Here is a 19,531-nt window from a genome sequence, read left to right as displayed (position 1 = left end):
GCTTTGGGCAAAATGTGAAGCTGATAAAAAAGATCGAATGTGAACGCATGTGTTGGTTCATAGGGCGACCTCGCGGTATGGCTGAACGCCGCCCAGGTCGGCCGATCCGAATAGGGCTTGATTGACGGCCTTCCGGCTTTCCAGCATCAGATCGTGTTCATCATGCGTGCCGACGCCCGCCGCCACCCAGTCAGGCAGTTCCTTGCGGCGCCGCATCTCGTTCAAGTGCGTCCACCACCGGGTAGCGTGTGTGCGCTCGGCAGAAATCACCTCGGCCACTTCGTTGCTGCGCAGGTCCAGCAGGTAGTGGGGCAATGGCGATGCCTTCTGCGCCTCGGCGTTCGCATCATCCAGCTCGTTTTCCATGCACTCGCACCACTGATAAACCTTGGTGTTCCAGTCGCTTATCTCGAGGGTGCCCAACTGTGCGAAAGCGTGAGGTGTACTGTCTTCGGGGAAGGTCTCAAGCATCAGCGTGAAGATTGCGCGCACGCTATCGAGGGCGCTGGTCACTTCGTACAGATCCTGGACGGCAGTCTCGGCGATTGCCTTGTAGGAGCGGCTCATTGATCACCCCCGGCGCCCAGCGCAACACACCCGGACAGCGCGGCGACGATTTGCTCGCGGTTGCAGTCGGCCGTGTTGGCGCCGTCAGCGGCTAGGTTCCACGCGACATCTACCAGATTGCGGACGTGCTGACTCGTGCCCTTGTCTGCCAATGCGGCATAGAGAACGGCCTCAACCTTGCGCAGAGCGATCTGGGCGCTTTCGAGATCCTCAAGCGTGTCGTGGGCGATTTCTTGGATGGTGCGGGCGGGAGTATTCATTGCGCACCCTCGGCAGACTCCAGGGTACGAGCGATCGCCATGTGGGAGTTGTAACGGGCGAGACGAACGGAAAGTGATGAGTTTGCGCGGAGGGCGCTCAGTGCCATGCGGCGGTGAGCAAATGCGCGAATTGCGGGCGTAATGAGGGCGTGATTCATCGGTACGGCTCCTAACGTTGAGGAACCGCCACTACCTGCTGCAAAACAGAATTGGGTGGCGGCTGTACGCAGGTTTGCAGACCGGGACGTTAGGAACCCGGCGCGCTCGAGAGCGCCCCACGCACAGCCACCATAAAACGAAATAGCGGCCATGAAAAAAGCGCCAGCTATCGAGACGGTGGCGCTTATGCGCCTAACGATATTCGGGCTGCAAAACCCGGTCACTGAATTTGCAGTGACGGGCAAACCATACCGACGAGCACGACTGCTTGCAAGAAAAGTTATCGACCTTTTATCGCTGATCATGAGCATAGCTGTCATGGGCGGAAGTCCTCAAAACCGAGCGGCAGCTTCAGTTGCTCCCTCAAATGAGCGACGTGCGCGTATACGCCTGGCTTGTCATAGCGCCAGTGAGCCAGCCGGCGACCACTGTTGCTGGCTTCCTTCTTGCGGGCCTCCAATGTGTGGAAGGCGTACCCATACCGAGCTTCGCGGAACGCCATGATCAGGCTCGCTTTCAGCTCCACAACGCGGTCGGTATTGCGGGACAACGACAGCAGGAAGAACGCTTGATCCTCATTGAGCAGGGCGAAGCGCACATCACCACCGCCATGCTGGCCCGCCGGCCTTGCCTCCGTTTCAAACGCGAGCAAGCCGAACTCTTTGAATTTTTCGGAGTAGCGCTCAATCAGTGCCATGGAGTTCTTGTGTTTGTTGTCCAACTGCTCGGCGAGTTGTCGGCTATCCACGCGAGGCTCGCCCCCGATTTGAGTCACCATGATTGTGTTCATGCTGTCACCCCCGTCGGCGGGTTGGTGCTGAGGTAGTAGAGCGCCATGCCCTGGTGTGTGCGCCCTTGATCGTCGGTCAGCGTGAGGCGGTGTGTCAGGATCTTGTGGCCCAGGGCGCGCAGTTCATTGATGCGGGCACCAGGGCGAACGATGTTCAGTTCGCGGATGGCGGTGAAGGTATCAATCGGGCCAATCTGTAAGCGCTCCCAAAGGCGAGCGCGTTGCGCGGTTCCACTGGTATTCTCGACGCGAGTATTTTTGTGGCTGGCCTGTTGGTCGGCCTTTTTTTTGTTCATTAGGCGGCCACCTCGCGCAAAGCGATGCGCTGGCGCACCCAGGCTTGCGCCTCAGCCAAAATCCAGCCGACAGGTGCCCCACGCGATTTGCTATCGCTCAGCGGGACGGGGCGGGGGAAGGTCGGATCGTCTTTGAGGCGCTTGTAGATTGTGGGGCGGGCGTAGCCGGTGATCGCCGACAGCTCGCTAATGCGGATGATGACTGTGTTCGGATCGAACTGGTGAACGGTCGTAGCAGTAGTCTGCGAATTGAATGTGGTGCTCATATTCTGTTTCCCGTTTGCTGTAGATGGCGGGAGACAGGATGAGCACTCTACTACGTCGAAAAAATTCAGCCGCTGTAACGGTTATTCAGTTAACCGTAATGGAAAACGTAATATCCGTTACGGTTGGACGGTTTTTCGACTACGTCCGCCTTTCCTGGCGTAATCAGGCGCGACGGGCTTAATCCAAGCCTTTAGCCGATCGCTCGTGTCTGGCAGCGCTACGTTTAAGCCCTGCTCTGCGAGTGCGCGATACACAATATCGGCCATCTCTCCAATTCTTATGGACTGAGTTGAGTCTTCTTTCCATTTTGAATCCGCCAAGTTGAGCGCTTTCTCGACAGCCTGATCTTTCAGCTTATTTATCTCCTTGAGGCCTTTCATTCGACTGTCTTTAATCGCCAGGTGCTCGGCTCTTTCTTGCTGAATTCGATTCGAGTGGGTTAGCACCAGCGCGTACTGTATGTGCTTCGTTGCGAATATTAACTTCAAGCCTGCGTCCATCATTGTCGAGCGTTGACGACGCACTGCCCTTCTTGCTCGTTCAAGAGGGCTTTGTTTCCTAGCAAGGCCTGGCAGTTCAAGCTCCAACATATCCTCGATGTACTGACTTTTTGCCATCGACTTCTTGTCGTCTGCAAACGGAGGGATTTCTGCGAGATTTACTGCTGCCTGAAACTCCTCCAGCGCATAGACCGCCCAGAGCTGTGCCTCCGAGAATTTCGTACCAGTGGACAGAAAAAGATCTTCAGGAGGGAACATCTTCAGAAGCTCGTACCTACGCATTTCGTGCATGTACTTCGCGGCGTCGTCGTATTCATCAGCAGCTCGGTTGGGCAGGGCGTCCGCTATGTAAGCTCGATAGTGCGTTCTGGCGTCATCGGTGCAACTGATAATCTTTTTTCGAAGCTCAGCAACCTCAGACGTAGTGAGGCTTTTAAGAAGCTCTACGATGTCCTGATAAACCATATTGAAACCCAGTCCGTCTGGGCAATAGTAATAAGGTGCGAAGGGGTCATAATCGTTATATGGCGTCCCCTCCGGCCTTGGGCCGAACATCATCATGTAATGAAGGCGGTCTTCAAAAATTATCGGCTCAGGATCTTTCAGGAATCTCACGCAAATCTCCTATCAGCTCTGGTCCGGCTGTGGACAGAGCGGCCAGCTCAAATTTCGGTGCATGGCTGTATATCCAAACAGTTATGCTTCCAGTCTATAACTGTCTACACAAGCGAGGAAAGTCCTGAATCACGCCCGCTTGCCAAAGTCGCCTTGAATAACGATCCCGCCCGCTAAGCCGTCGAGGTAGTTCGCATACCATTGCATCATCACCTTGCGCTGCGGCAGGTACTGGGCCTTGTTGTAGACGCCGGCAACGCCAGGCTTTTTGTGCGATAGCTGTGCCTCGACGTGGTTCTCGTCGAAGCCGTTCTCGTTGAGTACTGTCGACGCGATGTGCCTGAAGCCGTGACCGGTTTGTCTGCCCTCATATCCCATTCGGCGTAGAGCCATCAGAAACACGGTGTCACTGCGTGGTTTGGTGTGGTCGCTGCGGCCAGGGAACAGAAGGGGATAGCTGCCGGTGTACTGGCGCAGTTCCTCTAGCGCCTCGATCGCCTGAGACGAAAGCGGAACCAGGTGCTCAAGTCCCTTTTTGCGGCCTTTGCGCTCGACTGGGATTGTCCAAACCTTCTTGGCGAAATCGAATTCCGACCACCGCGCCTCGCGTAGCTCGCTGGGGCGCACGGCGAACAAGCTCAGCAGGCGCAGACCGAGGCGCACATCGTGGGCGTGTGGATAGGCTGCGATGGCGCGAATCAGGCCGGGAAGCTCATCGGGTGGAACGTGGGCGTAGTTCTCGGCCTTGCCTGACTGAAGATATTTTTGTAGCCCCTCGAGCGGGTTGTGGGTTGCCCGGCCGGTTACCCTGGCCAAGTCGTAGGCGTCTCTGCAGTACGAGCGCACTCGGCTCATTTGCTCAAGGATTCCCTGCTGCTCCATGCCGCGCAGAAACTCCATCCACTCAAGCGGAGTGATGTCGGCATAGGGGCGCTTGCCGAATACCGGGAAGACGTGGCGTTCCAGGGCGCCGATGATTCGCTTGGCGGTGCCTGCGTCCCAGTTGGTGAGACGAGAGGCGTACCACTCTCTTGCCAATGGCTCGAATGTCTCGCCGGCGATGTCCCTCTCTGCTTTCTTGCGGGCTTGCTTGGTAACGATAGGGTTTTTGCCGTCGGCGGCGTCGGTGCGCAATTCGGCGGCTTTCTGCCTGGCGACTGATCCGCTCACCTCGGGGTAACCGCCAAGCCCAAGCCATGACCATTTGCCGTCCGGCTTCTTGTAGCGAAGCTGCCAGGACTTTTGGCCATCAGGCTTCACGCGGAAATAAAGGCCGCTCCCGTCTAGCTCGCGATACTCGTTGGCATCAGGCTCCAGGCCGGCCAATGCGGTATCGGAAAGGGGGCGGCGTTTTATCTCGGATCGCTTCATTTTGGCTTGTATCCCCTCGGTTCAATTATTTGTCGAGGATACACAGGGGGATACACGGAGGGAAGGTATAGGGGGATACAAGGAGATATAGCCAGAAACAAGAAAGCCCGCACTAGGCGGGCTTCTTGAGGTGGTTTAGAGACTCATGTAGACATCTGTAAACCGGTACTTGGTGGCTACACAGGGACTTGAACCCCGGACCCCAGCATTATGAATGCTATGCTCTAACCAACTGAGCTATGTAGCCAAGTGGCGCGCATTATTCGCGTAGAACGGGAATGCGTCAAGCACTTTTGTTGAAAATTTTTCTACGCTTTCAACTGTTTAACCAAAATTGCCGGTTCTGGCGACGAGTGGCTTGTCATTCGTGCGCCGGACAGGCCGTGCGCGGGTGCAGGCTTTCAATCGAGCGGTCGATCACGGCCTTGGCCATTTCCAGCAAGTGCCATACGGCGTGGATCTTGGCGCGGTCGTGGGGTTGCAGGTGGTCGCCGCAGTCGAGGACGGTGGAGCTGGCGCTGTGGATCAGGTGGGAAAGGTAGAGCTGGGCGTCTTCGAAGCTGAGGTTTTCGTTGACGATGAGGCAGTCTGCGGGTGGGGCGGGGAGCGCTTTGGTCATGGTGTAACTCCAGTCTAATTTAACGAAGTTGTCACCTATTGATTTTGGGCTGCTAAACCCTCGCCGCTCTTACGTGGCGGATCGTAGGTTAGTCAGCTGGTTACGCCGGAACAACCCAAAAACGCTCTTCAGGAAACGTCCTGCAATTTAAAGAGACTTACCCTGCTGGCCCTTTACAAGCGATGTCGTTAACGCCCTCGTAGGGTAGATGCTCAGGAGCAGGCACCGGGCAATAGGGGGATGATTACCAGGGTGTGCTTCGGGCAAAGGCTTGGTGTTGGCGGGGTCATTGCGGCGCGGCGCGGGCCGCTGGTGGTCTGGTTGTTACGTACGCAAAGGTCTGAAGTCGGTTGGGCAGATATCCCTGCTGCCCAACGCTTGCCCCCAGGGCTGTTTACGGGTGCAGCGGGTTGTGCGTGACGCGTTTGAGGTGTTCACGCGCCCGTGACAGGCGTGAGCGAACGGTGCCGATGGGGATGTCCAACACGTCGGCAGTGTCCTGATAGCTGCCGTCGGTTTCCAGCGAGGCGTACAACGTCCTGCGCATTTCTGTCGGCAGGTGGTCGATGGCGCTCAGGGTTTTCTCCAGCCTGCGGTTGACCTCGAATTCCCAATCCAGGTTGTTGTTTTCCTCTTGGCCGTGCCACAGCGACTCATCGAATTCGCAATGCACCGGTTTGGCATACATCCGCCGGAAGTGGTTGCGGATCAGGTTTTGCGCAATGCCGCACATCCAGGTGCTGAGGGTGGCCTGGCCACTGAACCGCTCCCGGTTACGCCAGGCTTCCAGGTACGTCAGTTGCAGGATGTCGTCTGCATCTTCGGGGTTGAGTACGCGTTTATGGATAAAACGTCGGAGTTTCTTCTGCTGGTCGTCCGTCAGTTCGAGCATGAATTGAGGCGAGCCGCCAACGAGCTGCGCTAAAGCTTCAATAGGGATATTCACGATTTTTTCCTCAGGGTAGACGCTATCGAAATAATTTCGACGGGAACCCCTTTAGCACTGGCTGTGCCAAGCGAAAAAATCATGCAACTTGCTGATTTAATTATATAAATATTTTGAAATAAGGCGTTTTTGCGCAGTTTTTTGCAAAAGGCTTGCTCGCTTCGTGCCGGTTTTTTCAGAAAACCGCGATGGAGGGATTTCGATGGAACCGTATGGCACCGGCTTGCCACATAGGGACACAAACTTCCTGTCCTGGCACGCCCATGAAAGTCGAATTCAACCATGATCTGCACAAAGTCCAGAGCCTAGAACAGCCTGCACCTGAGAAGGCCGCCCACGTCCGAGCGCAAGTCGCCGCACCGGGTATCGACGAGCTCGCGAGCATTTTCAGCCAGGAAGTGGCGCTCACCAGCAAGGCACTGAACCAGCGTGCGATGGGCGTGCGTGTGACCCCAACCGAACAGCTTGCGCAACTCTATGATCAGTTGGGGCACCCCGCTCAGACGAGCCTGGCAGCCATCACTCGCCAAGTCAGGCAGCACTTGCAGCAGCAGCCGAGTGTGGAAAAGTTGTTGGACCTCACGGGGGGCGACCCGGCGCGTACGTATGTGGTGCTGCGGCAGATTACGGCCCAGGCAGAAGCGGAGGTGCGCAAGACGGAAGCCGCGCTGGCACGTGATGCACTGGCCAAGCTGGAAATTCGCTACAAGCGGGAAATCCAGGCGGGCCTCAATATCGCGATGGCGTTGCAGGCCAATAGTGATGATCCGCAGGAGCGCCAGGCGGTACGTGCGCTGTACTACGCCAATGTGGTCGTGCGCCAGTCGCTGGCCAGCATGATGCAGGCGCTGTTGGGCCTGTATGGGGGTGAGCAGTTTTCTGGCGGGCTCAACATCATGCGCCGGGCCTTGGCAGATGATATTGCGGCCTGTGCCTCGTCCCTTCCGACAGCCAAGTTGCGCACGCTGCTGTTGGGCCTGCAAAGCTGCGGTCAATTGGGTGGCGTGTTGTCCAGTTGTCGCACGTTGATCCAGCGTCTGAAGGTTGAACACGACGCCGTTATCCTGTTGCAGCGTCTGTTGGGGTACGCCGGTAATGGCATCGCCCCATCCGAGGTCCAGCGGCTGGCGGATGAGTTGGCGGGCGTCGAATCGGCCAGCCAATTGGCCTCGCTCAATGCGGTCTACCCGGTGCTCAAAACATTGCCCATGGCGTTGTGGCGTGACACGCGGGGGCGCCAGGAGGGCCTGCACAACTTTTTGCTGGTGATGGATGAGTTCACCCGCCTGGAGAACGGCCAGGCGCGCCTTGGCAGTGATCCGAGGGCATTGGCGTGACCGTCCTGGCGACCCTCAACCGCTGGATGCTCAAGGCTGCACAACGTGCCGAAGTCCTTGGCGCGGTGGTGGTGTTGGCCATCGTGTTCATTTTTATCGTGCCGTTGCCCACCTGGCTGGTGGATATCCTCATCGCACTCAACATCTGCATTTCCTGCCTGTTGATTGTGCTGGCGCTCTACCTGCCGGGGCCGTTGGCGTTTTCTTCGTTTCCGTCGATCCTGCTGTTGACCACGATGTTTCGCCTGGCGCTGTCGATTGCGACCACGCGCCTGATCCTGCTGGAACAGGACGCTGGTGATATCGTCGAGGCATTCGGCAATTTCGTGGTGGGCGGCAACCTGGCGGTAGGGCTGGTGATCTTCATGATCCTCACCCTGGTCAACTTCCTGGTGATTACCAAGGGTTCGGAGCGGGTTGCCGAAGTGGCGGCGCGCTTCAGCCTGGACGCGATGCCCGGAAAACAGATGTCCATCGACAGCGACTTGCGTGCAGGCTTGATCGACGGCGTGCAGGCGCGCGACAAGCGTGACCAGTTGTCCCGTGAGAGCCAGCTGTTCGGGGCCATGGACGGGGCCATGAAGTTCGTCAAGGGCGATGCCATCGCCGGCTTGGTGATCGTGTTGATCAACCTGCTGGGCGGCTTTTCCACCGGCATGTTCCAGCACGGCATGAGCGCCGCCGACTCCATCGCCTTGTATTCGGTGCTGACCATCGGCGACGGTCTGATTGCGCAGATTCCCGCGCTGCTGATCTCGTTGACGGCCGGCATGATCATCACCCGCGTGGCACCCGATGGACGCAAGGGCATCACCAACATGGGCACCGAAATTGCCCGCCAGATGACCAGCGAACCCAAGAGCTGGATGATCGCTTCGGTCGGGATGCTCGCGTTTGCGGCGTTGCCCGGCATGCCCACGCTGGTGTTCATCCTGATTGCGCTGATCACCGGCTGCCTGGGTTTTTACCTGGTGCGCCAGCGTCAACGCCAGGAACAGGAAGAGGCCGGCGCCACCGTCGAGATGGCGCCGGAAGAGAACGGGTTTGTGGACTTGCGAGGTTTCGATCCCTCGCGGCCCTACCTCTTGCAGTTTCCGCCCGTGCTGCGTGGCACAGACGTGGTGGTAGAGCTCATGCACGAGATTCGCAAAGCGCGTAACGGCATCGTCGCCAGGATTGGCTTGACCCTTCCGCCGTTTGAGGTCGAGTTCGACGCCTCCCTGGCCGACGATGAAATGCGTTTTTGCGTGCATGAAGTGCCAATGGTCAAGGCCACCCAAGGCCATCGAGTGGCGGTCGCGCGCTCGACCTTGAAAGACGAACCGGACAACGGCGTGCCGGGGCTGCCCGAGCGTGAGGAACAGGATTGGGTGTGGCTGGCCGCCGATCATCCGCTGCTTGACGATCCGCAGCTTGAGCGCTTCAGCGCCGTGAGCTTGATCGTTGAGCGCATGACCCAATCGATGATGCTCAGCGGGCCGCAGTTTCTCGGGATCCAGGAGAGCAAGTCGATCCTCGGCTGGCTTGAAAGCAATCAACCCGAGCTGGTTCAGGAGCTGCAGCGCATCATGCCGTTGTCGCGCTTTTCGGCGGTGTTGCAGCGCCTGGCCAGCGAAGGTGTGCCGCTGCGCGCCGTGCGGTTGATTGTCGAATCGTTGATCGAGTATGGCCAGCACGAGCGTGAGCCGGAGGCCTTGGCTGACTACGCGCGCATTGCGCTCAAGTCGCAGATCTTTCACCAGTACAGTGAGACAGACGGCTTGCACGCCTGGCTGCTGGCGCCGCAGACCGAGAACATCCTGCGTGAGGCGTTGCGCCAGACGCAGACGGGGGTGTTTTTTGCGCTCGACAATGACAGCAGCGCGGCGCTGGTCAGCTTGCTCAACCAGGCCTTTACCCTGCGACCCAAGACTAAAAGCGTGATGCTGGTGGCGCAGGATCTGCGCAGCCCCTTACGCACTCTGTTGCTCGAAGAATTCAACCATGTGCCGGTGCTGTCCTTCGCCGAATTGGGCAGCACCTCCAAGGTAAAAGTGCTGGGGCGTTTCGACCTTGCCCAGGACGCGTTGATGCGCGGGGCGTTGGCATGAATACGTTATTGCTGCCGGTGCCGGGAAGGGCACGATGATGTTCGAGCTGCGTGTATTGGATGGTTTGCATCAGGGCGCCGCGCTGCCCTTGTTCGGTGAACAATGGAGTATCGGTGCGCATGCCGACGCCGACCTGTTGCTCAACGACGCCGGGATTGCCGAGCATCACGCACGGTTGCGGTACATCGGTTCATGCTGGTCGGTCCAGGCAGAGGCGGGGCTGCTTCAGGGGCCCGATGGCCTGATCTTGGCGCAGATTGCCAATCTGGCACTCGATACCCCTTTTTCGGTTGGCGCCATTCGTCTGTGTGTCACCCCGGCCGACCATCCCTGGCCCCAGGCGCCTGCCCCCCAGCCCGTGCCCGTTGCGCCCGATCACGAGGCACCGTCGACGCTGACGTTGTCTTCCCTCTCACCGTCGCGGCAGAAGCACTTGATCAGCCTGGTGCTGGTGTTGGCCGTCATCTTCGTGGCGGTCGGTATCGCCTCCACCGGAGACCGCGACGCGCAGGCGTCATTGATGCCGGCGCTGGAGCACAAGCGTGAGCTGGCCTCGCCTTTCGAGGTGCGTCAGCAACTGCTGAAAATGCTCGGCGAGCGCGAATTGGGCCCGAAGGTCAGCTTGCTGGTGATCAATGGCCAGATTGTGCTGGACGGCGAAGTCCCCCAGGACGACGTGGAACTGGTGGCACGCATGCTCGGCCGGTTTGGCGAGCAGTTTGATACCGCCGTGCCGGTGTTGAGCCGTGTGCGGGTCAGCGACGGGACGCTGCCTTTCAAGATTCTTCAAATCGTCGGCGGGCCGAACGGCCACGTGGTCCTGGAGCAAGGCGATCGCCTCTTTGTGGGCGACGAAGTGGACGGTTTGCGCTTGGTGCTTATCGATAACAACAAGGTGGTTTTCGATGGGCCACAACGTTATGAGGTGCGCTGGTGAACGATAACCTGCAAGAGCGTCTGGAAGCCTGGCAGCAGCGTCAGTCCCAGGCATTGACGCGCTTTGCGCCCGTCATTCAGCGTGGCCGCATTCAACGCGTCAACGGCATGCTGTTGCAATGCCGATTGCCCGAGGCGCGCATCGGGGATTTGTGCCGGGTGGAGAAGTCACCGGGTGACGACATGCTCGCCGAAATCATCGGTTTTGATCAGCAGGATGCGGTGCTCAGTGCCCTGGGTAATCTCGAAGGCGTGCGGGTGGGTGCCGGCGTGGAGCGTCTGGGCGTGCCGCACCGAGTACGCGTCGGTGATGACTTGCTGGGCCAGGTGCTGGATGGTTTTGGCCGACCGATTGCGGGCGACGGGCCCAGTGCGTTTGTCGAAACCGCCAGCGGTGACGCAAGCCCGGTGTTGTGCGAGGCCCCTTTACCCACGGAGCGCCCACGCATCAACCGGGCGTTGGCCACCGGCGTGCGCTCGATCGATGGGTTGCTGACCTTGGGCGAGGGCCAGCGCGTCGGTTTGTTTGCGGGCGCGGGGTGCGGCAAGACGACCTTGTTGGCCGAAATCGCGCGCAACGTTGATTGCGATGTGATTGTGTTCGGTTTGATCGGCGAACGGGGCCGCGAGCTGCGCGAGTTTCTCGATCATGAGTTGGACGACGCGCTACGTGCCAAGGCGGTGCTGGTCTGCGCCACGTCCGACCGTTCCAGCATGGAGCGCGCCCGGGCCGCCTTTACGGCGACGGCGCTGGCCGAAGGTTTTCGGCGCAAGGGCAAGCGGGTGCTGCTGTTGATTGACTCATTGACGCGTTTTGCCAGGGCCCAGCGCGAAATCGGTTTGGCCGCTGGCGAACCGTTGGGCCGTGGCGGTTTGCCCCCGTCGGTCTACAGCCTGCTGCCGCGCCTGGTCGAGCGCGCCGGGCTGACCCGTGACGGCGTGATCACGGCGATCTACACGGTGCTGATCGAGCAGGATTCCATGAGCGATCCGGTGGCGGATGAAGTTCGTTCGCTGCTGGACGGGCATATCGTGCTGTCACGCAAGCTGGCTGAGCGCGGCCATTATCCGGCGGTCGATGTGCTGGCCAGCCTTTCACGAATTCTCAGCAACGTCGCAGAGCCTGGGCATATTCAGGCCGGTACGGCGTTGCGTCGCCTGCTGTCGGCTTATCAACAGATCGAACTGATGCTCAAGTTGGGTGAATACCAGCCAGGCAGCGATGCACTGACCGATATGGCGGTGGACAGCCGCCAGGCAGTCGATGGTTTTTTGCGTCAGGACTTGCGTGAGCCCACGCCGGTCGCGATGACCCTTGAGCAACTGACAGAGCTGACCGCGTATGTCCCATTCTGAGTCGCCTCCTGCGGACCCGATACTTGGCGAAATAGAGACCCTGCGACGCTTGCGCAGGCACCGTGCAGACCGTGCCGAACGCGCGCTGCGTGAGGCCAAAAGAACTCAGCAGGCCTTGTTGGCGAACATCCGCGAAGCAAAGGACACCCTTGAACAAACCCGGCTGGATGAGGCCGAGCAAAGTGCGCAAATGCTCAGCGAACACCAAGGGCAAGTGTTGACCTTTCAGGCGCTCAAAGCCTGGAGTGCCCAAGAGCAGACATTGTCCGCCAGCACCCGGCGCGAGGAAGGCCAATTGCATGAGCTGCAAGGCCAGCGGGAGCAGCAGGAAATTGAAATCGACAGTGCCCAGAAGCAGGTCACCTTAAGCCTGCGCCAAGTCGAAAAACTTCAGGAATTGTCCATTTTGCTGGCTCAGGAGCCGACATGACCAAGGTGTCTACCAGCCCGCCCAAACGCCCGCGCCCGCGAGCACCCCGCAACGACCTCGCACAGGGCAATGCGCTCGCGGTGCCGTGGGAACACGTCCGCCTGTTTACCCAGCTGTTTGACGATAGCGGTGACAGGCGCGGTGGCGGCGCTTCTCTGGCCGGGCGCAAGGCCTCCACCCAGGTGGCCATGATCGAAGCGTTGACCGAACAATTGGCGCCGCGTGTGCTGGGCGCCTCGCAGTGGCCGCTGGTGGCGGTCCTGTACTTGCCGCGCCTGGGGCGGATCAACACGACTGTGCGCCGTGAGCCGGGCGCGTGGAGCATTGAACTGGCGGCGGAGGAAGCGTCCACCGCGCACTGGCTTGACGGCGTACGGCAACGCTTTCAGGAAGGTCTTGAACAGAGCATGGGCGTGCCGGTGAGCTTGAGCCTGGCCAGTGTGGGCTCGGCATGATGGCGTCGTTGCTGAACCTGCCCACGGTCAGGGCTGACGCGGTGGCTGCACGGCGTCGGATGGGGCATGGCTTGCGTATGCCGTTTCAGGTTGCCGAGCAGAGCGGTGAGCTGCTGCTTGAGCCCGGGCCTGCCCCGGTGGGCATCCAGCCGTTGTGCTTCGAGACAGCCTGCGGGGTGCTGGCGTTCGGTGAGCCCGGGCCATTGTTCAGCCTGATGGGCGAGTGCCCGGTGACGCTGGCGCAGTCGGGCAACGATCCGGACTCCTGGTTTTGGGAGCTGTTCCAGCACCACCTCAGCACTCAGGTGCGCGGGTTGTTGGGTTACCTGCGCTTGCGGGTGACTGAGCACCCTTCGGACTTCGGCTGCAGCCTCACTGTGACCTTGGGCACGTCCAGGGTCGTGGGTTATCTGTGGCTGGCCCCCGAGAGTTTTCTCGCCTTGTGCGAAGCGGGGCCCTGGCAGCCTGTCGCCCGGCCGCTACCCGCGTTGTTTCAAGTGACTGTTGCCGTGCCACTGGGGCGCCTGCAGTTGCCCATTACGCAAGTGAGCAGCCTGCGTGCGGGCGACGTGGTGTTGCTTGAGCAGAGTTTTTTTCAAGCGCAGGGCGACGGCTATGTGCAGGTCGGCAGGCAACGCCTGCATGGGCGTATTGATGATGAGTCCGGGCCGTTATGCCTGACCCTAACTTCTATTGAGGACATGTTTGTGGATGAGGATTTTGCAGCGCAGCAGCACTACCTTGGGCAGGAGGACGATACGCCGGTGGCGGATGTATTCGGCAACGAGCCGTTCGATGAATTGAGCATGGCCCTCAACGTGCGCTGCGGGACGCTGAACCTGACCCTCGGCGAGTTGCGCAATCTTGCTCCCGGCGCGGTGCTGGGGCTCGGCGGATATGCGCCGGGCATGGCCGGGCTCTATTACGGCGACCGGCCTATCGGCCAGGGGCAGTTGGTCGAAGTGGACGGGCGGCTCGGTCTGCAATTAACGCGAGTGATGGTTTCTCGATGAGCTTTCAGGGGGTAGACCCTCTCGTTCTCGCGCTGTTTCTTGCGGCATTGTCGTTGATGCCGATGTTGTTGATCGTGTGCACGGCGTTCTTGAAGATCGTGATTGTGCTGATGATTACGCGCAATGCCATCGGTGTGCAGCAAGTGCCGCCGAGCATGGCTATCAACGGCATCGCGTTGGCCGCGACGCTTTTTATCATGGCCCCGGTGGGGTACGAGATCGCCGAGGCCGTCAAGGTCACGCCGTTGAACCTGACCAACGTGCAGACGCTCCAGCAGACCGGGCTTGAAGCAATTAAGCCGTTGCGGGCATTCATGCTGCGCAACGTTGACCCGGATGTGCTGACGCACTTGCTGGAAAATACCGCGCGCATGTGGCCGGCGCAGATGGCGCAGGAAGTCCTGCGCGAGGACCTGATCCTGCTGGTGCCGGCATTTGTGCTGTCGCAGTTGCAGGCGGGGTTCGAGATCGGGTTTTTAATCTATATCCCCTTCATCGTGATCGACCTGATTGTCTCCAACCTGCTCCTGGCATTGGGCATGCAAATGGTCTCGCCCATGACCATTTCCCTGCCGCTCAAGTTGCTGTTGTTTGTGCTCGTCTCCGGATGGTCGCGGTTGCTCGACAGCCTTTTCCTTTCTTACCTCTGAGCCCTCTATGGAACCGATCGTGCTGTTCAAGCAGGGCATGCTGCTGGTGGTCGTGTTGTCGGCTCCGCCGCTGATTGTGGCGGTGGTCGTTGGTGTACTGACCTCGTTGGTGCAGGCCCTGATGCAGATTCAGGACCAGACGTTGCCGTTTGGTATCAAGCTGGTGGCGGTGGGTATCACGCTGGCTGTGACGGGCCGTTGGATTGGCGTGGAATTGATCCAGTTGATCAACCTGACTTTCGACATGATCGCCCGCTCGGCGCTGAACTGAGGCATTGCCTGTGTTGCTATACCTTGAGTTCCTGCCCAGCCTGCTGATTGGCATGGCGCGTATTTACCCCTGCGCGTTCCTGGTGGCGGCGTTTTGTTTTCAGCACATACGCGGTATGCCCAGGCACACGATCGTGATGGTCATGGCGCTGCTCCCCGCGCCCGGCATCCACGCAGCGTTGGCGGGTAGCGACTACTCGGCGCTGATGCTCGCCGGGTTGGTGCTCAAGGAGGCCATGCTGGGTTTTTTGCTGGGCGTGTTGCTGTCGATGCCGTTCTGGATGTTTGAGGCAGTAGGGGCGCTGTTGGATAACCAGCGGGGTGCCTTGGCCGGTGGCCAGTTGAATCCCTCGCTCGGCCCGGACGCCACGCCCATCGGCCATCTGTTCAAGGAACTGGCGATTTTTCTTTTGATGGCCACCCTGGGCCTGGGGGCGCTGACCCAGGTGATTTGGGACAGCTACCAGATCTGGCCGCCGACCGCCTGGTTTCCGGTGGTGGGGCCTATTGGGTTCGGTACTTTTATCGCGCTGCTGGGCGATACCTTCACGCACATGATGCTCTACGCGGCGCCTTTTATCGCGGTGTTGCTGTTGCTTGAATTCGGCATCGCTTTGCTTGGGCTTTACAGCCCCCAGCTGCAAGTGAGTACGCTGGCCCCACCGGTCAAATGCCTGGCGGGCATTGGTATTTTGATCCTGTACTTTGCGTTGCTGCAGGACTTGATCGTCGGGCGCATGGTGCTGCTGGGCGACCTCAAACACTCTCTGGGCTTGATGTTCAAGGTACCGACGCCATGAGCGATTCGGGCGAGAAAAAGCACCCGGCCAGTGCCAAAAAGCTGCGCGACCAACGCAAGAAAGGCCAGGTCGCCCAAAGCCAGGATGTCGGCAAATTGCTGGTGTTGACCGCCATCAGTGAAATCGCGTTATTCACGGCCGAAACCAGTCTGCAGCGCTTTCAGCAACTGATGGTGTTGCCCCTGTCACGAATCGGCCAGCCTTTTGTTCACGCCCTGGAGGAAGTGCTGTTGGACGCCGTGGTGGTGTTCTTCTCGTTCGCCCTGTTGATGGTCGGGGTGGCGATTGCAGTGAAGTTGATCAGCAGTTGGATGCAGTTCGGGCTGCTGTTTGCACCGGAAACCTTGAAGCTGGATTTCAATCGCCTCAACCCGCTCAAACAAGCCAAGCAAATGGTCTCCAAGCAGTCGCTGATGAATGTGTTGATGGGCATCGTCAAGGCGGTGCTGCTGGGCCTGATTCTGTACGTGGTGATCGGTCCGTCATTGAACGCATTGATCAACCTCGCCAACAGCGACCTGCAAAGTTACATCCTGGCGCTTATCACCCTGTTTCGCCATTTGCTGCATGCGTGCCTGGGCCTGTTGTTGGTGCTGGCGCTGATTGACCTGACATTGCAGAAGTATTTCTTTGCCCAGCGCATGCGCATGACTCAGGTTGAGGTGGTCAAGGAGTACAAGGACATGGAGGGCGACCCCCACGTCAAGGGCCAACGGCGCCAGCTCGCACAGCAACTGGCTCAGGAGGAGCCGAAGGTCAAGCTGCCCAAGCTCGAAGAGGCCGACATGCTGGTGATCAACCCCACGCACTTTGCCGTTGCCTTGTACTACCGCCCCGGTACAACCCCACTGCCGCTGTTGGTGGATAAGGGCACCGATGCCGAGGCGCGACAATTGATCGCCCGCGCCAAGGCCGCCGATGTGCCGGTCATCCAATGTGTGTGGTTGGCGCGTACGCTGTATGAGAAAAAGCTGGGGGCGAGCATTCCTCGCGATACGTTGCAGGCCGTGGCACTTATCTACCGGACCCTGCGCGAGCTGGATGATGACGCCAAGCGTGAAACCCTGGAGTTGCCGGAGCTTGAACAGCGCTGATCAGCGAGCCATGCCGCCGTCCAAGGCTTCAAGGTTGGCCAGCGAGAGCATCCGGCTGAGCGTTGGCTCAAGTGCCGTGCGTTGCGCAGGCAGGGCATGCCAGATCACCAGGGCACGTTTGCCATCGAGATAAGCGAAGCAGCCCTCGAACGCGATGGCCTGTTCGAAGCGGCGTTCCAAGACGCGTTGCAACTGCCCGGCCTGCAACGCCTCGCCGGCTATTTGCAGGCTCAGCCCCTGGCGTGCGCCGACCTGCAGGGTGCACAGCTTGATTCCCGGGCAGAGTTGCATGAGAGCGGCACCGCCGCTCTCCAGGCTGTCCAGGAACGCTTGGCGGTTCAAGTCATTGCCAGGTAGCCCCATCGCACTCATCGTTCCAACGACACTGTCTGATAGTCCGCGCGCTCGCCTGACGGGCCAGGGGCCACACGCATCTGCGGCGGCCACCAGACCACCAGCGTGTCAGCACTCGATTGCGGGCGTGTGCAGGAATCGCCTTTGCAGGTGGCAGTACAGCCGGCGACGAGCAGTGCCGCACCGATCAGGGTGGCGTACAAGAGTCCGTGTTTCATGGCGTAGTCTTCTGGGTTGGGGTGAGGAGGGAAGGGCGGGTCACGCCAATGTGTTCATCCTTCACGACGGGACGCATGGCGATGAACACTTCGGCTTCCTCACCCGGTTTGAGCCAGGCGCGCGGCCAGACACTGACCGCCAGGGTCTGCGAGTTGCTGCATTCATTTTCATCGATACGCACATTGCGTTTGATCTGGTTGCGCAGCACCACCACCGCCACGTTGAATTGTGGGCCGGCGTACCATTGGCTGCGTTCAGTGTTGAGTGCCAACACATCGCGAGTGGTGCACAAGGTGTTCAAACCCAGGGGCATCGGCCCGGCCTTGAAGCCATCAGGCACTTGCCCGCTGACGAGACGCGCCAGGGTACCGGTGATCTCGCTGCGCTTGATCTCTGGCTGGTGGGGAGAAAGGCGGCGGGCCAAGGGTTTGAGGGCGGCTTGCAATTCAGCCTGGTCCTCTTGGGGCAAGTAGCGTGAAGGGTCGGCCTGATCGCCGATGACCCGTGGGGTCAGGATGAACAGGCGTTCGCGACGATTATTCAGGCGCTCAGTCGAGGAGAACAACGCCTTGCCCAGCAACGGGATATCTCCCAGCAGTGGCACCTTGCTGCGCTTGTCTGTGTTGTTCGTGACGTGGAACCCACCGACCACCAACGAGCGTTTTTCCGCCATCACCGCTTGGGTGCTGACCTTGCCTCGGCGTACATCGAGGTCTTTGATCGAGGGGTTGGACTCATCGAAATTGCCGTCTTCAATATCCACCACCAAGTGGATCTGATGGCTGCCGCGGCTGGTGATGACCCGGGGTACTACCTGAAAACTGGTACCGACGGTGACCGGCAAAATGGTTGCGTTCTCTGTACCCGCCTCCAGGAATCGCGTGCGGTTGAAGTCGATGACCGCCGGCTGGTTTTCCAGGGTGAGTACCGAGGGGTTGGAGACCAGGGTTGCCAGGCCTCGGACCTCCAAGGCGCGTACGGCGGCGATGAAACTGTCACGGTTGGCAATGGCCAACTGTGAGGTGGTGCCGGGCGCTACGCTGGCGCCGCCACGGAAACGGCTGTTTTGAAAGCCCCAGGTGACCCCGAATTCGTTCAGTTGCGTGCGCTCGATATCAAGGATGATTGCGTCGATCTCCACCAGTTTGCGCGCGACGTCGAGTTGGGTGATCAACTCGCGGTACATCGCCTGGCGCTCCGGCAGGTCGTAAATCAGTACCGCGTTGTTACGCACGTCGGCCTCGACACGGATGCGACTGGTTGCCCGTGAGGCGCGCGGGGTGAGCGATGCGCCGGTCGCCAACTCCCCGCTGTTCGCTGACGTGCCGAGCATTTGCTCCAATAGCGGGTTACTCAGCCGGGGGACGTTCGGCGTCACCATGGCGTTTTGCGACTGGGCGCCGGGGGGCTGGCTCGCGCTTGAGAGTGCGGAGGGCGTGCGCGGTTCCAGCAACCCGCGCAGCATCGTGGCGATGCCCGGTATGGTCAGTTTTTCACCGCGATAATCCACCACGCGGTCGGTCGCGTTGGCGAACTTCAGCGGATAACTCAGTACGCTCTGTTTTTCATCCGGTGTGCGGCGCTGGCTGCTGAATTGTTTGATCTGCTCGATATAGCGCTTGGGGCCCGAGACCAGCACCACGCCGTCTTCGGGCAGCTCGCCCCAGCCGAAGCGGCTATCGAGCAGGCCGATATCGGTCAGGGCTTGCTTGAGATCGGAGAGGGTCTCGGAGGAGACTTCCAGTCGCGCCGACTCTTGCTGGTCCAGTGTGCTGATGTACAGGGTGTTGTTGTACATGTACCACTGGAAGCGGTGCTCAACGCCCAGCCTGTCGAGCAATGACTGGGGAGTGTTGGCGCGTATCTTGCCATTGACGAGGCCTTCCAGCAGGCCTTCGACCTGTAGCTGAATGCCAAAGGTTTGCGCGAAATCTTCCAGCACTTCCCGCAGGGGCTTGTGCTGCGCCTCATAGGCGTAGGCCGTGTTTTTCCATTCGGGTGGAATGGCGGCCAGGGTGCTTTCCAACGGCGCCAGCAGCCAGGGCAGCAGCATCAGGCTGCGCCAGTGACTACTTTTGGTCGCGCACGCAGACGAGTCGGCGCACAAACCAATGCGTTTGTGGGGCTTGTTGTACAT

23 protein-coding genes and 1 tRNA gene are annotated in these 19,531 nt (G+C 59.6%); 11 read left to right on the top strand and 13 right to left on the bottom strand.

Features of this window, described 5'->3' with window-relative positions; all coding sequences use genetic code 11:
- Positions 1-57: 57 nt before the first annotated feature.
- From ACLBW8_RS18630 to ACLBW8_RS18585, 10 genes are all read right to left on the bottom strand, one after another.
- Complete coding sequence (locus tag ACLBW8_RS18630; RefSeq protein ID WP_447806026.1) at positions 58-567, bottom strand: hypothetical protein; 510 nt, start codon at positions 565-567, stop codon at positions 58-60.
- Complete coding sequence (locus ACLBW8_RS18625) at positions 564-827, bottom strand: hypothetical protein (RefSeq protein WP_447806025.1); 264 nt, start codon at positions 825-827, stop codon at positions 564-566. Before ACLBW8_RS18625 ends, ACLBW8_RS18630 begins: the two co-directional genes overlap by 4 nt.
- Positions 828-1,302: 475 nt before the next feature.
- Entirely contained in the window at positions 1,303-1,776 is a 474-nt protein-coding gene (locus ACLBW8_RS18620) for a Rha family transcriptional regulator (protein ID WP_447806024.1), read from the bottom strand.
- On the bottom strand, positions 1,773-2,072 hold the full coding sequence (locus ACLBW8_RS18615) for a helix-turn-helix domain-containing protein (RefSeq protein ID WP_447806023.1): 300 nt from the start codon (positions 2,070-2,072) through the stop codon (positions 1,773-1,775). The genes ACLBW8_RS18620 and ACLBW8_RS18615 overlap by 4 nt, the downstream gene beginning before the upstream one ends.
- Positions 2,072-2,338 (bottom strand): helix-turn-helix transcriptional regulator, encoded by a 267-nt coding sequence (locus ACLBW8_RS18610; RefSeq protein WP_447806022.1) that lies wholly within the window; start codon positions 2,336-2,338, stop codon positions 2,072-2,074. Before ACLBW8_RS18610 ends, ACLBW8_RS18615 begins: the two co-directional genes overlap by 1 nt.
- Before the next feature lie 117 nt (positions 2,339-2,455).
- Positions 2,456-3,454: a hypothetical protein gene (locus ACLBW8_RS18605; RefSeq protein WP_447806021.1), complete on the bottom strand. Its 999-nt coding sequence runs from the start codon at positions 3,452-3,454 to the stop codon at positions 2,456-2,458.
- Between the two features lie 129 nt (positions 3,455-3,583).
- Positions 3,584-4,825: a tyrosine-type recombinase/integrase gene (locus ACLBW8_RS18600; RefSeq protein WP_447806020.1), complete on the bottom strand. Its 1,242-nt coding sequence runs from the start codon at positions 4,823-4,825 to the stop codon at positions 3,584-3,586.
- 170 nt (positions 4,826-4,995) lie between these two features.
- A tRNA-Met gene (locus tag ACLBW8_RS18595) sits at positions 4,996-5,072 on the bottom strand.
- A 114-nt stretch (positions 5,073-5,186) separates the two neighbouring features.
- Positions 5,187-5,444 carry a DUF6124 family protein gene (locus ACLBW8_RS18590; RefSeq protein ID WP_447806019.1) on the bottom strand — a complete coding sequence of 86 codons (258 nt, stop codon included), beginning with the start codon at positions 5,442-5,444 and terminating at the stop codon, positions 5,187-5,189.
- A gap of 394 nt (positions 5,445-5,838) precedes the next feature.
- Positions 5,839-6,390: an RNA polymerase sigma factor gene (locus ACLBW8_RS18585; RefSeq protein WP_064450581.1), complete on the bottom strand. Its 552-nt coding sequence runs from the start codon at positions 6,388-6,390 to the stop codon at positions 5,839-5,841.
- Positions 6,391-6,653: 263 nt separating this feature from the next.
- On the opposite strand from ACLBW8_RS18585, the gene sctW reads away from it, so the two are divergent.
- Genes sctW through sctU form a run of 11 tightly spaced genes read left to right on the top strand, consistent with a single transcriptional unit; the run spans position 6,654 to position 16,821 of the window.
- Entirely contained in the window at positions 6,654-7,727 is a 1,074-nt protein-coding gene (sctW, locus tag ACLBW8_RS18580; RefSeq protein ID WP_447806018.1) for a type III secretion system gatekeeper subunit SctW, read from the top strand.
- The gene (sctV, locus tag ACLBW8_RS18575; protein ID WP_447806017.1) at positions 7,724-9,817 is read left to right on the top strand and encodes a type III secretion system export apparatus subunit SctV; all 2,094 of its coding nucleotides are present in this window, start codon (positions 7,724-7,726) and stop codon (positions 9,815-9,817) included. Before sctW ends, sctV begins: the two co-directional genes overlap by 4 nt.
- Positions 9,818-9,854: 37 nt before the next feature.
- Positions 9,855-10,754: an FHA domain-containing protein gene (locus ACLBW8_RS18570; RefSeq protein WP_447806065.1), complete on the top strand. Its 900-nt coding sequence runs from the start codon at positions 9,855-9,857 to the stop codon at positions 10,752-10,754.
- Complete coding sequence (locus tag ACLBW8_RS18565; RefSeq protein ID WP_262666967.1) at positions 10,751-12,109, top strand: FliI/YscN family ATPase; 1,359 nt, start codon at positions 10,751-10,753, stop codon at positions 12,107-12,109. The genes ACLBW8_RS18570 and ACLBW8_RS18565 overlap by 4 nt, the downstream gene beginning before the upstream one ends.
- Positions 12,096-12,539 carry a type III secretion system stalk subunit SctO gene (gene sctO / locus ACLBW8_RS18560; RefSeq protein WP_447806016.1) on the top strand — a complete coding sequence of 148 codons (444 nt, stop codon included), beginning with the start codon at positions 12,096-12,098 and terminating at the stop codon, positions 12,537-12,539. Before ACLBW8_RS18565 ends, sctO begins: the two co-directional genes overlap by 14 nt.
- A complete protein-coding gene (locus tag ACLBW8_RS18555; RefSeq protein ID WP_447806015.1) occupies positions 12,536-12,994 on the top strand; it encodes a type III secretion system HrpP C-terminal domain-containing protein in 459 nt (152 codons plus the stop codon). The genes sctO and ACLBW8_RS18555 overlap by 4 nt, the downstream gene beginning before the upstream one ends.
- Complete coding sequence (locus tag ACLBW8_RS18550) at positions 12,991-14,007, top strand: FliM/FliN family flagellar motor switch protein (RefSeq protein WP_447806014.1); 1,017 nt, start codon at positions 12,991-12,993, stop codon at positions 14,005-14,007. The genes ACLBW8_RS18555 and ACLBW8_RS18550 overlap by 4 nt, the downstream gene beginning before the upstream one ends.
- Positions 14,004-14,657, top strand: coding sequence for a type III secretion system export apparatus subunit SctR (gene sctR, locus ACLBW8_RS18545; RefSeq protein WP_064450589.1), 654 nt, complete (start codon positions 14,004-14,006; stop codon positions 14,655-14,657). Before ACLBW8_RS18550 ends, sctR begins: the two co-directional genes overlap by 4 nt.
- A 7-nt stretch (positions 14,658-14,664) precedes the next feature.
- On the top strand, positions 14,665-14,928 hold the full coding sequence (gene sctS, locus ACLBW8_RS18540) for a type III secretion system export apparatus subunit SctS (RefSeq protein ID WP_053254244.1): 264 nt from the start codon (positions 14,665-14,667) through the stop codon (positions 14,926-14,928).
- A gap of 10 nt (positions 14,929-14,938) precedes the next feature.
- Positions 14,939-15,727 carry a type III secretion system export apparatus subunit SctT gene (gene sctT, locus ACLBW8_RS18535; RefSeq protein ID WP_447806013.1) on the top strand — a complete coding sequence of 263 codons (789 nt, stop codon included), beginning with the start codon at positions 14,939-14,941 and terminating at the stop codon, positions 15,725-15,727.
- Positions 15,724-16,821: a type III secretion system export apparatus subunit SctU gene (gene sctU, locus ACLBW8_RS18530; protein ID WP_447806012.1), complete on the top strand. Its 1,098-nt coding sequence runs from the start codon at positions 15,724-15,726 to the stop codon at positions 16,819-16,821. Before sctT ends, sctU begins: the two co-directional genes overlap by 4 nt.
- Here the strand turns inward: sctU and ACLBW8_RS18525 are convergent, their stop codons facing one another.
- From ACLBW8_RS18525 to sctC, 3 genes are read right to left on the bottom strand one after another with little or no spacing between them, the layout of a single operon-like run.
- A complete protein-coding gene (locus ACLBW8_RS18525; RefSeq protein WP_447806011.1) occupies positions 16,822-17,193 on the bottom strand; it encodes a transcriptional regulator in 372 nt (123 codons plus the stop codon).
- Positions 17,190-17,393, bottom strand: a complete 204-nt coding sequence (gene hrpT / locus ACLBW8_RS18520; RefSeq protein WP_447806010.1) for an HrpT family type III secretion system protein — start codon at positions 17,391-17,393, stop codon at positions 17,190-17,192. Before hrpT ends, ACLBW8_RS18525 begins: the two co-directional genes overlap by 4 nt.
- Positions 17,390-19,531 (bottom strand): type III secretion system outer membrane ring subunit SctC, encoded by a 2,142-nt coding sequence (gene sctC, locus ACLBW8_RS18515; RefSeq protein WP_447806009.1) that lies wholly within the window; start codon positions 19,529-19,531, stop codon positions 17,390-17,392. Before sctC ends, hrpT begins: the two co-directional genes overlap by 4 nt.

The organism is Pseudomonas sp. M5A4_2d (assembly GCF_053345295.1).
Note: the sequence above shows the minus strand (reverse complement) of the source record. Positions and strands in the feature narration are given on the sequence as shown.

What these genes read in the sequence shown, in the direction of transcription:
- ACLBW8_RS18630 (WP_447806026.1), bottom strand. Translation starts at nt 567, where the DNA reads ATGAGCCGCTCCTACAAGGCAATCGCCGAGACTGCCGTCCAGGATCTG.
- ACLBW8_RS18625 (WP_447806025.1), bottom strand. Translation starts at nt 827, where the DNA reads ATGAATACTCCCGCCCGCACCATCCAAGAAATCGCCCACGACACGCTT.
- ACLBW8_RS18620 (WP_447806024.1), bottom strand. Translation starts at nt 1,776, where the DNA reads ATGAACACAATCATGGTGACTCAAATCGGGGGCGAGCCTCGCGTGGAT.
- ACLBW8_RS18615 (WP_447806023.1), bottom strand. Translation starts at nt 2,072, where the DNA reads ATGAACAAAAAAAAGGCCGACCAACAGGCCAGCCACAAAAATACTCGC.
- ACLBW8_RS18610 (WP_447806022.1), bottom strand. Translation starts at nt 2,338, where the DNA reads ATGAGCACCACATTCAATTCGCAGACTACTGCTACGACCGTTCACCAG.
- ACLBW8_RS18600 (WP_447806020.1), bottom strand. Translation starts at nt 4,825, where the DNA reads ATGAAGCGATCCGAGATAAAACGCCGCCCCCTTTCCGATACCGCATTG.
- ACLBW8_RS18590 (WP_447806019.1), bottom strand. Translation starts at nt 5,444, where the DNA reads ATGACCAAAGCGCTCCCCGCCCCACCCGCAGACTGCCTCATCGTCAAC.
- sctW (WP_447806018.1), top strand. Translation starts at nt 6,654, where the DNA reads ATGAAAGTCGAATTCAACCATGATCTGCACAAAGTCCAGAGCCTAGAA.
- ACLBW8_RS18570 (WP_447806065.1), top strand. Translation starts at nt 9,855, where the DNA reads ATGTTCGAGCTGCGTGTATTGGATGGTTTGCATCAGGGCGCCGCGCTG.
- sctO (WP_447806016.1), top strand. Translation starts at nt 12,096, where the DNA reads ATGTCCCATTCTGAGTCGCCTCCTGCGGACCCGATACTTGGCGAAATA.
- ACLBW8_RS18555 (WP_447806015.1), top strand. Translation starts at nt 12,536, where the DNA reads ATGACCAAGGTGTCTACCAGCCCGCCCAAACGCCCGCGCCCGCGAGCA.
- ACLBW8_RS18550 (WP_447806014.1), top strand. Translation starts at nt 12,991, where the DNA reads ATGATGGCGTCGTTGCTGAACCTGCCCACGGTCAGGGCTGACGCGGTG.
- sctR (WP_064450589.1), top strand. Translation starts at nt 14,004, where the DNA reads ATGAGCTTTCAGGGGGTAGACCCTCTCGTTCTCGCGCTGTTTCTTGCG.
- sctS (WP_053254244.1), top strand. Translation starts at nt 14,665, where the DNA reads ATGGAACCGATCGTGCTGTTCAAGCAGGGCATGCTGCTGGTGGTCGTG.
- sctU (WP_447806012.1), top strand. Translation starts at nt 15,724, where the DNA reads ATGAGCGATTCGGGCGAGAAAAAGCACCCGGCCAGTGCCAAAAAGCTG.
- ACLBW8_RS18525 (WP_447806011.1), bottom strand. Translation starts at nt 17,193, where the DNA reads ATGAGTGCGATGGGGCTACCTGGCAATGACTTGAACCGCCAAGCGTTC.
- hrpT (WP_447806010.1), bottom strand. Translation starts at nt 17,393, where the DNA reads ATGAAACACGGACTCTTGTACGCCACCCTGATCGGTGCGGCACTGCTC.
- sctC (WP_447806009.1), bottom strand. Translation starts at nt 19,531, where the DNA reads ATGTACAACAAGCCCCACAAACGCATTGGTTTGTGCGCCGACTCGTCT.